Source organism: Streptomyces sp. NPDC001393, from assembly GCF_053597455.1.
On the sequence record NZ_JBSFIH010000043.1, the window covers coordinates 15,055 to 27,056 of the forward strand.

The window sequence follows — 12,002 nt, forward strand, 5'->3', positions numbered from 1 at the left end:
AGCCCCCAGATGAGTACGTCAGTCTCGCCCGGCTGGATCCGGGCGCGCAGGATCAGATCGCGGAAGTCGCGCCAGCCGAAACCCTTCGGCTGATCCTTGCGACCGGTGTACTCGCGGACCGCGTAGAACAGCCGCGACCGCTCACCGGGCCTGTAGCAGACCAGGCCCGTCATCGACACCCGTCCGGAGCCGCGACCACGCGCCCGCACCACCAGGGCGCGGCCGATCCTTTCCCAGGTCCTGGCATGCGACGGCGCAGCCTCGCCCCCGAAGACCAGCCAGGCTGCACGCCCGGCCGCGAGGCTCTTACCCGCGGCCAGGTCGCCTTCCTCCCCACCTTTACCATCGCCCGACAACACCCCACCAAGTTTCAGTAGGTCAGCGAAACATCCTTGACGAACACGATGGCGTCGCTGTCCGTCAGGTGGGCCGGGTCCAGCGGGGCGTAGCCGAACCAGGGTGACACACGGGGTGTCGGCCGTGTGTCACCGAGGGCGGTGGCCAGCCGCGAGGTGTCGATGACACAGCGGTCCTCCGGGAGCGGGAGCGCGTACAGGAGGCCTTCGAGGGTGTCAGGGTGCGGGGTGTCCACTCCTTGGTGCCGGATCGTGCCGAGGGCCGTGGCCACGAAGGCGTACTCCGTGCCGAGATGGGCGCTGACGATCGCGCCGGCACTCCACCACTGCACCGGCCCCTGCCACATCTGCATCGTGCTCTTCTCCCGCTGGAGATGGGAGTTCTGGGCGTGGACGAATGCCGGGCCCCGTTCGGCGAGGGCGAGGAGGTTGCGGGCCATCATCACATCCCGCAGCGCGCACAGCCGCGTCATCCGGGCCGGTGAGGTGTCGGCCATCCAGTAGTGGTAGCGCAGCAGGCCGGCGGCGGTGCGCGCGTACAGGCGGGCACGGTCCCATTCGTCCCGCGAGGTCTCCGTGATCAGGTGGGGCGTCTGTGCGTCGAGCAGCGCCACCAGATCGTCGGCGATCAGCCGCAGCCGACCGGCCTCGGCCGACCGCCCCACGGACTGGGCCGGTTCCATCATCGCGGCGGGGTTGGTCCACCGGTCGTCGGTGCCGAGCAGGCGGTCGAGTGTTTCCGCGGTGCAGGGGAGCAGGTCCGCGTCCACCCGGGCCGCGAGGTAGCCGTGCAGCGCGGTGAGAACCTGCCGGGGGCTCGCGGCGGCGGTGATCTCCAGCGGGCCGTCGAAACCGGCGAAGCGGAGCCGCTCGGACGAGGGCCGGCCGTCGTTGTAGGCGCGCATCCAGCGCACGAGTTCGCGGTTGCCCGCAAAGGCGCCCCAGCCGTGGCTGAATCCGCGCTCCATGACCTCGTCCAGGGTGCCCGCGCCGGAGGTGACGTGGTCGTCCACGACCAATCCCATCAGGCAGTCGCTCTCGATCGCGATCGTACGGTAGCCCTCCTGCTCGACGAGCTGCCGGAAGACCTCGTTGCGCAACTCCAGCAGGGTCTCCTCGCCGTGGGTGGGTTCGCCCAGGGCCAGCAGCCGGGGCCGTTGCGGCAGCAGCCTCATGACCGTGGCAGCCTCGACGGCATGGGCGGTGTCCGTGATGTCGGTAGCCATGCCTTCAACGGTATCGTTGAACCTTCGGTTGAAACTTTTCCCGCGATATCGTCGTTCCATGCGACGGAACCCTCAAAACGGTAGGCGACTCAGGCCGGTTGATCTGGCGCGTCGGCACGGTCTGTCCACGCAGGCGGTCAGGAACTACGAGGAGGCCGGCATCCTTCCGACCGCCGATCGCACCCCGCACGGCTACCGCACCTATACCTCGCTGCACGCGGGCGCCCTGCGCACGTTTCTTGCCCTGGTGCCCGGCCACGGCCACCAGACGGCGACGTCGATCATGAGGGCCGTGAACCAGGGTGCGGTCGATGAGGCGTTCCGCCTCATCGACGAGAGCCACGCCCAACTCCTCGACGACCGGCGAACCCTCCAGGCCGTGCAGGGCGCCCTGCGCGACCTGACGTCCACCACGGCGTTCGGCCCGGGCGCACGGTCCGGGCCCGGCGCGGGGTCCGAGCCGGCCGCGCTGTCCGTGCCCGGCGGCACGTTCATCGGTCCGCTGGCAGGGAAGCTCGGAATCCGGCCTGCGACGCTCCGCAAATGGGAGCGCGCCGGGCTGGTGCGCCCGCGCCGCGACCCGTTGACCGGGTACCGCGTCTACGACGAGGCCGACGTACGGGACGCCCGGCTGGCCCACCAACTCAGGCGAGGCGGCTACCTGCTGGAGCAGATCGCCCCGCTGATCGCCCAGGTACGGGCGGCCGGCGGGCTCGAACCGCTGGAGGCCGCACTCGGCGACTGGCGCGCCCGGCTGTCCGCCCGCGGGCGGGCCCTGCTGACCGGGGCCGCGGAGCTGGAGACCTACCTCCGCGAGCGCGAAGAAGCGCGCCCAGACCCGAGCGAATCCACGCCGGACTCAACGCCATAGGGAAGTCACTTGACCTGGCTGTCCGCTTCCGGTGACGTACGTCGTCAGCGAGCGTCGTGCGACCAGCGGGTGGCTGCCGTCTTCGGGCAGGACAACGAGGAAGCGCCAGTCTCCGTCTTCGATGCGGGCCAGGCCGATCGTAGTGGCGGAGTCGCAAGCCGCGGACACCGCCCACGGCCCTGGTCGAGGCACGAGGCGACGCGATGCCAGACTGGATCGGCAACTCGATGCGGGAACAGACTCAGCACCGCCGGCCCACACCGGTTCATCCACTTCCCGAGACCACCACCGCCCGTCGGGCCACCGCTGGATCAGCCTCCGTCTGGCCAAACCTCGAACCTGCCCCGCCGGTAGGGGATTTGGGCCCTCGTGGTGTGCCCGTCCTGGCCCAGTTCGAGTGCGTTGGCTCCTTCAGGGCTGACTGCTCGCATGCCGCGTCGCTGTCAGCCGGTCCGGGTGGCTGGCGAGGTGCGCGCAGAGATCATTGTCCGGCCGCGGAAGGCGCGGAACGCGCATGCGACTGATGACCGCTTCGGCCTGTGTGCGCACCGCCCACGTGACCTCAGAAAGCTCACCATGCCCGATGCCCATGTCCTACACCGCCTGCCGAAGTTCCTTCTCCCACAGCGTGAAGGACTTGGGAGCCCCACCCGGCTGCGGCTTGCCCTCCTTGTGGCCCACGATGCGGTAACCGACGTGCCGGTAGTAGGCGTTGAGCTGTGCATTGTCGGCCAAGCAGTCCAAACGCACGCATGTCCGTCCCGCCGCAGCCACTCGGCGTTCCGCGGCCCCCAGCAGCAGCCGCCCCGTCCCGGGCACGGCGATACCACGGTCAACCATGAGCCGGTGCACGTACCCGGCCACGGGAGGCTGCGGGCCCCATGCGGCCTCGTCCTCCCACCACAGCTCCCAGGCGCCTGCGATGCGCCCGCCGTCGGCCTCCGCGAGCCACACCTCGCCATGCACCATGACCCGGCGGAAGTGGTCCTCGGCCAGCTCTCCCGGCAGCCACTGGCCGGTGATGCCGCGGGCCAGCATCCAGCGGGCCGCGTCATCGCGGAGGCGGACGAGAGTCGCCAGATCGGCGTCAGTGGCAGGGCGAACGCGCAGACCATTCACCCGGTGATCTTCGCACATCCGACCCACGGCGGCTCTGTCAGACCTGGTCGCGCAGGGCGACTGCGCGTACCTGCTCCTTCGACAGCCCTGGCGGATAGGCTCGGCAACGTCCGCGATGTGACGAAGCCCTGCTTCTGGGCACCGAGGAGTGTCGATGCACCACCCGGAGCCTCGGTATTCCGCACGGCTCGCCGCGTATGGGAGTGTGGGCACGCGGCTGTCCCTGCTGAGTGACCGTCGGCTCGGCGAGGCCGTGGCTGCCGCCGACCCGCTCGGCTCGGGTATCGGCGGCAGGTCGGCGGAGCTGGACATCGATGGCACGCAGGTGTTCGTGAAGCGGGTCCCTCTGACGGACTCCGAGTTGCTGCCAGAGAACGCGCGATCGACGGCGAACCTCTTCGGGCTTCCGCTGTTCTATCAGTACGGTGTGGGCTCGGCCGGGTTCGGGGCCTGGCGGGAGCTGGCCGTGCACGTCATGACCACCAACTGGGTCCTCAAGAACGAGTACGAGGGCTTTCCCCTGATGTACCACTGGCGCATCCTGCCCGACTCCCCTCCCGAAGGATTCGCCGACGAGTTCGGAGGCATCGACGGAGCGGTCGCGCACTGGGAGGGCTCATCGGCCGTGTGTGAGCGGCTGGAGGCCATCGGCCGGTCATCGTCCAGCCTGGTGCTCTTCTTGGAATATGTCCCGCAGACACTTGCCGACTGGTTGCACGACCACCGGACCGCCGCACAGAAGGGCGCAGAGGGCTCGCCGTACCTGTGGGTGGAAGAATCCCTGGCGCGCGGCACCGCCTTCATGAGCTCGCACGGACTCGTCCACTTCGATGCCCACTTCGCAAACGTCCTGACCGACGGTCGACTGCTGTACTTCGCGGACTTCGGACTCGCCTTGAGCTCCGGCTTCGAACTGTCGGCAAAAGAGGCGGAGTTCCTCTCCGCCCATCGTGCGTATGACCGCTGCCACACCGTGAGCCATCTGTTCCGCCGGCACCTGGCCGACCGCCTCCGCGGCGGTATGGAACACGACGCGTTCCTGCGCAAGTGGATCGCCGGCCTCCGGCCGGATGGCGTACCGGACGAGATCGCCGCGATCATCGACCGGCATGCCCGAGCTGCCCTGGTGATGGGCGAATTCCAGCGCCGCCTGCTCACCGAGACCAAGCGAACGCCATTCCCGGCCGCCGACATCGAACGAGCCTGCCGCACCACTGCGGTCGCGGCGTCCCACTGACTGCCCGTTACAGAAGCTCGGCCAGGCGCGCTGAGCCGTCGAGCGCACCTTCTCCTGGCATCACCAGGAACAGGGAGAGGCTGACCTTCGACATGCCGCACGGGTGCGGGTCTTCGTCGGCTCGACGGCCAGATGGACGCGCTCAGCGGTGAAGAGGAAGGCGATGCTCCCGCCTGAGACCGATGGCTGGGATGGCCACCGGCGGTGCGGGCCGGCGGTGCAAGACAAGGGCCAGTACCTGGCCAGACCAACCGCGCCCCGCTACTTTGGTGTCTGCGCACAACTGGGCAGTAGAGGGGGCCAGGCGTGACGAGCGGGCAGGGCAGCAGAACATCTGCGACCGCAGCAGCCGATACGGACACCACACCAGCCACCGACCCGCACGCGAACCCGGATGCGCAGCCCGACCCGGGTGACGGGCCGGACCACTTAGCGGAGGGCGACCCGGGGCAAGGTGAAGCCAGCCTCGCCGAGTACCTGTTCTTCTTCCTCGGCCTGTTGCCCACGCTCATTGCCGGAACACGGATCTACCTGATCGCTCACGGCGACCGTACGACCATGCTGGAACTGCTGGGCACGCTGAACGTGACCGCCCTGGTGCTGGACACCTTCATCCGCTTCATCGGTGTGATCGGCGGGGCGGTGACGGCGTTCCTCCTGGTGCGCCTCATCCTCGAACGCCCGGAATCTCCTCCCCGCTCCTGGCTCCGCCGCGTCATCTGGGACCACCGCCGCCCGGCGCTCTGGCTGCTGGGAGGCACCTTCGCTGCGTTCATCAGTACCGCCTACGTGGAAGAGTTCTACGACACCGACCACAAGTGCACATGGCAACCCGTCGACCTCTTCAGGATCTACGCCTGGCTGGCGGTGCTGTATGTCGGCCGCGCACTGGCTCTCTGTGCTTGGCGACGCCGATCCGCGTCCCGACGACCGAGCCTGGACGGCACGACGGCCGACGCGACGGCCGACGCGACGGCGGGTACAACGGACGGGACCACGGATGACGGCGGCGGCCCGGGCCAGGCTCAGACGTCGGCTGTGCCCGCCCGGAGCCCTTGGCGTATGTGGGGAGTGGCGACGTACACACTTCTCCCCGTCGCCGTCCTGATGACGTGTTCCCTACTCAAGCAGTCCGACGATCGCATGTGGCTGCCCGCCCAGGTGATCACCCTCAACAGCGTCCCCGCCGTGGTGACGCAGGAGGGCATTCAGCAGGACCCGGAATTCCCGCACCTGAACGTCGAGCACGACGGTCACTACACGTTCGTGGGCTACGTCCTCGATGACAACGATACTTCGGAGACCATCCTGGCCTCCAACGGGTTACTGCTGTCCGTCGACTCCAAACGCGTTGTCGACCAGGAGTTCTGTCAGTACGAGCCCACCCATGACGCCGCGGACGACATCCCCCTCATCGACCGCATGCTCAACCACGACGACTCCTGGAATCCCGGGTTGACCTGTGAGGACCTGCTCAAGAAGACGTCGGCCACGGTCCGTTGGGATGCTCACCCGGCACGAGGGCATGCAAAGATCTGATGCCCGAACCACTCGCTCCTGACAGTAACCTACCTCAACGTGGTGTCGCTTGATGAGCAGACGATGTGTTGGTCAACCAGGCGTGCACCTGCCACGCACCGGCCTCACCCACGACGACGGCGAACTGCGCACCGCGCTGCAGCACCCGCTTCTCCGCTTCCCGTCCATTACGGCGGCCGGGTCGGCGTATGCGGTCCGGGCGGAACTGCCGGAAGCGGACGAGGAGTCGGCTCCCCGGGACGGTGTAGTCCCGCTGGCCCGGGGCCGCGACGTCAGGAGATGCGGATGTCCGACCAGTTCGTGGCCTTGCCGACCTGCGGCCGGTGTCGAGGCCGCCGTGGCCGTTGCCCCGGTTAAGCCAGGCGCGTCCGTCCTTGTCGAGAGAGATCAGGTCGGCCCGGCCGTTCCCGGACAGGTCAAGCCCGCCGACCACGTCCTTGTAGGAGCCGTCACCGTCGAGGTCGCCGAACGGCAGCACGAGCCCGGCCGTCGGCCAACTGCTTGCGCGCCGCCCCGCGGACAGCTTCGTCACGTCGCCCACGGACACCTTCAGTCCGTTGCCGCCCCGGCCGAACAGGTCGGCCTCGCCGTCGTCCGTGTGGTCACGCCACTTGGGCAGCGCGCGGTTGGTGGTCGTGGACTGGCAGACGCTGTCCAGGACGGTGCTGTTCGTCGCGGTCCGCTTGCACGCGTCCCAGAGCAGGACGGGTGCTCGGTCCCCGAAGGCCGCATTCCCGTGCCGAAATCATATGCCGTGCCTGCTGGATGACCGTCAGCAGGCCATCATCCAGCAGGCGCCTGTCGGCGGTCACGTAATTGGATCTGCCCGCAGCTTCGTGAATGCTCAGCCGGAAGCCGGTGAGCCGTCAGCGGGCGCCTGCCCTGTGTGCGAGGCGGGCGGCCTGCGGCGAAAGATCTCGGCCACAGCTGTATTCGCGACCACGACAACCGCCATGGCCACGGCGGCACCAGGATGCCCGACGGCGTACAAGGCCACTGCTCCACCACCCAGCACTGCCGCTTTGACCACGAGCACGAGCGACAGCCTGGGCCGCAGCCGGGCCCTGGGTGCCGCGAACAAGGACCACAGCACCATGGCCAGCAGGGGTGTTCCCGCGCCGAGCAGGATACGAAGAGCCTGGTCGTGACTCACGGCAAATCCCCACCAGCTCAGGCACGCCAGAGCGGCGAGCTCCACCACAAACGCCAGGAGTTCGTTCGCGGCGTACCAGCGCCGCTCGTCTATGACGACCGCGGCGGCAGGGCGTGTTGGCATGGAGTCCTCTCGCTGGACCAGGGAACCCAGCATGCCAAAGCGGCGCCGCGTGGGGTGGGCTTTCACAAATCAGCGGCCAGAGCCACCTAACTCCCCACCTGGAGCCCCAACTTTCCCGCCCACATGTTTGAACGAGGCGGATGCCTCTTGCGGTTGGTGATCCGCAGGAGGTTTGCTCCGGTTGGCTCAGATGATAAGAGCTAGCTCGTGCCGCGTCTCGTGCCTCAATGTTCTAGGCGTGACAGACACGGGACCTACCGAAGAAGAGACGGGCTGCTGGGCTGGTGCCTGGTGGCCAACGTGGCGAGAGAAACCGCGCACGGCGAGAGCGGCCTCGAGATCCAGCACGGCACGAAGCACTTCCGCGCAGGCGCCCTGCTGTGGCTCCCGCCCGTCCGCTGGGACCCCGGCCACGGTCGCTGGCCTGCCGTGGGCCGGCACCGAGGCAACGGCCGCCGGTACATCAACATGATCGTACGCGCGGATGACCTGGAGAACTTCAGGGTCAAGGGTGTCTACAGCGAAGCTCTGGTGCGCAGCCTCAACGGCTACAACCACGACCCGTCCGCCCCGCGGACCCTACAGAACCCGCGGACCCGCGAGCGGGCACAGGACTGGGCGGACGCCCGGAACCACTTCCGGGAGCCTGTCTTCATCGAAGGCCACCCCTATGCCCACCCGCGGGTCTCCGTTCCCAACCCTCCACCCGCAGAGATCCAGATCGACGGTGAGACCCTCCACCTCGCCCGCTACGGCACCAGAGGAGCCCACTACAGCCGCACGCACCCTCCCGCGGAATGGACTCCCGAGCCGTGATCCGCACGTTCCAACGATGGGGCGGGGAAGTCGGCGCCATGGGCGGGGAACCACCTGACGTTCCATAGCGCCACAACGCGCTCGAGGTGGTCGATCGCCGCCACCTCCTGCAAGGCTCCCCATGGCCGTGGAGAAGGCGTGCCGCCGCCACCGTCAGTGCCTACGCCAGCCTGCCGCCACAGGTGCCGAACCCCCGCGGCTGCCCTGGCCGATTCCGACTTCTCGGCTCGGCCGAGAGTCGACGAGAAGCCAATCGTCGCAGGGAGACTGCCCCTGGCTGCTTGGATGAGACAGAGGCAGCTGTGGTCCCACGCCGTTCATCACCGCTTGCTTCAGGGAGGAAACAACTGTCACGAACAGCATCTCTGGTCACATCCCGACAGCCTCAACCGACGGGGTCAGGGGGATCGCGGCCCGTATCGTGCCGCAGGACTGATGCCGTTGCCCACGGTGCAACGTGGGCCGGTCCATTCGAGGCCGAGGACGTCTCGGCGTCTCATCGAACAGGACGTTCGGTGACCGTCGGCAGGACTTTCTCGGCGATGCCGAGGAGAACGCTGTCCTCCGGGAGGGTTCCGGAGGCGCTCCACACGGTGATGTCGTAGTAGCCGCCGCGGTCCTTGCGGTCGAGGGCCACGGACAGCGTTCTTGCCAGGGGGCCCTGTTCGACCGGTCCGCCGGATCCGCCGCTGCCGAGATTGATCTTGAACTTCATGGTGTGATCCGAGGAGAGGACCGCGGGCCGGCCGAGAACCGTAAGCGTCCTGATGTCCTGCTCATCCCCGAACTTCATCAGCTTCACGTACTGGGCCGTCGACAGCTCGTTGTACGTGGCCGAGACATCCACGGTGTACGTGTCGAACGTGACCTCGGCCTCCGGCTGGGCGACCTTCCCATCAGTCAGGGGAGCGGTGTTGCTGGTGCCGGACGCCGTGGTCGCGGTCTCTGCAGGAGTTCCAAGGAGCTGGGCCAGGTCGGGCCGGTTGAGCGCCTTGCACAGTTCCTCACCGGTCACAGCCCGGGGCGTGTGCGTGTAGGCCTTTGGCAGCTCCTCGTCCTGCCTGCCCGGACACGAGGCGGGCTGCGGGGTGCTGTCGTCGTACGGCAGCACGTGCGGAGCCACCCACAGCGCGGCCGCGAGTGCCCCGAACACAGCCACGGCCGCGACGGCCTGGCCCCAGGCATTGTGGTCCTTCTCGGCAATGTCCGGGCTTGGACGCGGCCCGACTGCGGCCTGGGCCCGGACAGTGGCATCGCCTGCTGCCTCGTCCGCGGGGAGCGCCGGATTCGGGTTCCGGCGTGCGCGCAGGGCCCGGACCACCGCGTGGACGCGTATGGCGGTGAACACGAGGAACACGACGCCGAGACCGGCCGCCACCTCGTCGTGATCGCGGACGGCGAGATACATGATGCGTACGCCGAGAACGGACCCGACCGCGATGAGCAGGGGTTCGCGGACCCAGAACGGCAGGAGGCGGGGGAGGAAACCGAGCATCCGGTGATCTCATCAGGACAGGTCCGCGTTCGCCGTGGTGGAAGCCACAGTTCCGGGCACATCGTGGGCGGTTGGGTCGGGATCTGGTTCGGCAAAGTGACGGTGACTGGATTCTGTATCGCCGACCGGCCGCGGTGTCGTCCTGGCCGAGGCCCAGGAGGCTGACGGCAGCAAGCAGGTGGCGTCGGCAACCTTGCCCTGCGTGAGCGGTCTCGGGTCGACGTCGTTGCTGTATTTCCGCCCGGCCCGTCGTGCCCGGCCCGGCGGCCGCCGCCCGTCGCCTGGTTGACGGCCTGTCACCCGCCCCTACGTCAGCGGCACACGCCCGGATCCGTTGGCCTCCCGGCGAGTCGGATGACCGCGTTCTCGTCGCTGCCCCAGCCTGGCCCGGGACCCCTGGGTACGGCGGGCGGTCGTGACGTCGGTCCTCCACTGCCCGCTGACGGCCGTGCCGCCGGCCCTGAACGGCGGAGGCGGACCGGGTGCGTCGTCATGCCCGTCCGTCCGGGCGCGGGCCTGGAGGCGCAGTTCCCCGGGCTGCCGGCGTCAGTCCCGGCGCCGCCCCGTACGGGTGGATCAGCAGCTGGCCGGAGTCGACGGGTGTCGGCGTGGTGCCGTAGCGCGCCGGGGCGGGGCACGCCCAGCGCGGCGTACGGCGTACGTGCGTCGGCAGTCCGCCCGAACCCCTGGAGTGGCTCGACGCGAGCCCTGCCGCATGCAGAACTGGACGGAGTGTGCCACCCGCACCTTGATCGTCGCCATGGAAGATTGGTGATCGGTGAGGCCGTGCCGCCATGGAAGTTTGAGCGGCACGCAGTGCTGGATGTCACGAACGGCGGGTCACCATCCCGCTATCGTGGCTCCGCATGACCCCTGCCGAGATAGAGATCACCGCCGAGTTGGTCCGGGATCTGCTGCACGACCAGCACCCGGACCTGGCCGGTCTGCCTGTGCGGCTCGGCGCGCGTGGTTGGGACAACCAGCTGTGGCGGCTCGGCGACGCCCTCGCCGTCCGGCTGCCCTGGGCGACGCTGTCCGCGGACGCGCTGCTGCTCAAGGAGCACGCCTGGCTTCCCGCTCTCGCCCCGCATCTTCCCCTGCCGGTCCCCGTCCCGCAGCGCCTCGGCGAGCCCTCCGAGCGGTTTCCGCGGCCCTGGATCGTCACCACCTGGGTGCCGGGAACGCCCGCCGACCGTGCCCCCGTAACCCGCGCTGCGGAGGCAGCCGACACCCTGGCCGCCTTCCTGACTGCTCTTCACCGACCTGCTCCCGAGGGGGCGCCGGCCGGCCGTGACCGTGGGGGTCCGCTGGCCGAGCAGGCCGAGGGGTTCGCCCATGGTTTGGCCTCCGCCACCGAGTCGGGGCTCATCCCCGACCCGGACGCCGTCCGCGCGGTCTGGGAAGACGCCGTCGCCGCGCCCGACTGGACGGGGCCGGCACTGTGGCTGCACGGCGATCTGCATCCGGCCAACGTCCTCACCGCGGACGGCACCTTCTGCGGCGTGATCGACTTCGGCGACCTTTCTGCGGGCGATCCGGCCTGCGACCTCGCCGCCGCGTGGATACTGCTGCCGGACAGCGCCGTCGACCGCTTCTACGACGCCTATCAGCCGGCCCCGGACCCGGCGACCCTGCGCCGCGCCCGTGGCTGGGCGTTGTTGAAAGCCCTCGCCTGCATCCTCATCGGAGAGGCAGGCGTTCACGGCCGTCCGGGTGGGAAACGCACCTGGGGCCCGCCCGGACGGGCCGCGCTGCGACGCCTCACCGCGACGATCCGCCGCCCCAGTTTCCCCGGCGCCGAAGAAGTGACCTGATCACTCAAACTTCGGGGCCTTGCTCAGCCTTCACTGACACAGGACACGCAGTCACGGTTCCGGCACTGCGTCCGGAGAGTGGCCGGTCTCGGGCGGGACGATGAGGGCGCCGAGGTAATCCGAAAGAAGCGCCCTGCGAGTTGTTCCGAGTCTCGGTGGGTTCTCCGCTGCGGGCGAGGCCCAATCCCCGGGAGCCGGGGCGAGGGGGAGCTTGTTTGGACGCGCTCGCGTCTGCGGGATACGGCACGGAGCT

The 12,002-nt window shown here is 68.9% G+C and carries 10 protein-coding genes and 1 pseudogene; 5 read left to right on the forward strand and 6 right to left on the reverse strand.

Features of this window, described 5'->3' with window-relative positions; genetic code table 11:
* Positions 1 to 5: 5 nt before the first annotated feature.
* Positions 6 to 332 (reverse strand): annotated as a pseudogene (locus ACWC2T_RS33385) (IS630 family transposase); the annotation flags it as partial.
* A gap of 38 nt (positions 333 to 370) precedes the next feature.
* Positions 371 to 1,582 (reverse strand): erythromycin esterase family protein, encoded by a 1,212-nt coding sequence (locus ACWC2T_RS33390; protein WP_450674077.1) that lies wholly within the window; start codon positions 1,580 to 1,582, stop codon positions 371 to 373.
* A 58-nt stretch (positions 1,583 to 1,640) separates the two neighbouring features.
* On the opposite strand from ACWC2T_RS33390, the gene ACWC2T_RS33395 reads away from it, so the two are divergent.
* Complete coding sequence (locus ACWC2T_RS33395; RefSeq protein ID WP_450674078.1) at positions 1,641 to 2,453, forward strand: TioE family transcriptional regulator; 813 nt, start codon at positions 1,641 to 1,643, stop codon at positions 2,451 to 2,453.
* 594 nt (positions 2,454 to 3,047) lie between these two features.
* Here ACWC2T_RS33395 and ACWC2T_RS33400 read toward each other — a convergent pair.
* Positions 3,048 to 3,590, reverse strand: a complete 543-nt coding sequence (locus tag ACWC2T_RS33400; protein ID WP_450674079.1) for an N-acetyltransferase family protein — start codon at positions 3,588 to 3,590, stop codon at positions 3,048 to 3,050.
* Positions 3,591 to 3,726: 136 nt separating this feature from the next.
* Here ACWC2T_RS33400 and ACWC2T_RS33405 point away from each other — a divergent pair, with 136 nt between their 5' ends.
* Positions 3,727 to 4,809 (forward strand): protein kinase family protein, encoded by a 1,083-nt coding sequence (locus ACWC2T_RS33405; protein WP_450674080.1) that lies wholly within the window; start codon positions 3,727 to 3,729, stop codon positions 4,807 to 4,809.
* A 306-nt stretch (positions 4,810 to 5,115) separates the two neighbouring features.
* Positions 5,116 to 6,348, forward strand: a complete 1,233-nt coding sequence (locus tag ACWC2T_RS33410) for a hypothetical protein (RefSeq protein WP_450674081.1) — start codon at positions 5,116 to 5,118, stop codon at positions 6,346 to 6,348.
* 34 nt (positions 6,349 to 6,382) lie between these two features.
* Here ACWC2T_RS33410 and ACWC2T_RS33415 read toward each other — a convergent pair whose 3' ends face one another.
* Together ACWC2T_RS33415 and ACWC2T_RS33420 are read right to left on the reverse strand one after the other, a co-directional pair.
* The gene (locus ACWC2T_RS33415; protein WP_450674082.1) at positions 6,383 to 6,880 is read right to left on the reverse strand and encodes a hypothetical protein; all 498 of its coding nucleotides are present in this window, start codon (positions 6,878 to 6,880) and stop codon (positions 6,383 to 6,385) included.
* A 312-nt stretch (positions 6,881 to 7,192) separates the two neighbouring features.
* Positions 7,193 to 7,624: a YrdB family protein gene (locus ACWC2T_RS33420; protein WP_450674083.1), complete on the reverse strand. Its 432-nt coding sequence runs from the start codon at positions 7,622 to 7,624 to the stop codon at positions 7,193 to 7,195.
* Between the two features lie 300 nt (positions 7,625 to 7,924).
* On the opposite strand from ACWC2T_RS33420, the gene ACWC2T_RS33425 reads away from it, so the two are divergent.
* Positions 7,925 to 8,440, forward strand: a complete 516-nt coding sequence (locus ACWC2T_RS33425) for a hypothetical protein (protein ID WP_450674084.1) — start codon at positions 7,925 to 7,927, stop codon at positions 8,438 to 8,440.
* Between the two features lie 496 nt (positions 8,441 to 8,936).
* Here ACWC2T_RS33425 and ACWC2T_RS33430 read toward each other — a convergent pair whose 3' ends face one another.
* Positions 8,937 to 9,935, reverse strand: coding sequence for a DUF6215 domain-containing protein (locus ACWC2T_RS33430; protein ID WP_450674085.1), 999 nt, complete (start codon positions 9,933 to 9,935; stop codon positions 8,937 to 8,939).
* Positions 9,936 to 10,801: 866 nt separating this feature from the next.
* On the opposite strand from ACWC2T_RS33430, the gene ACWC2T_RS33435 reads away from it, so the two are divergent.
* On the forward strand, positions 10,802 to 11,749 hold the full coding sequence (locus ACWC2T_RS33435) for an aminoglycoside phosphotransferase family protein (protein ID WP_450674086.1): 948 nt from the start codon (positions 10,802 to 10,804) through the stop codon (positions 11,747 to 11,749).
* Positions 11,750 to 12,002: the final 253 nt, after the last annotated feature.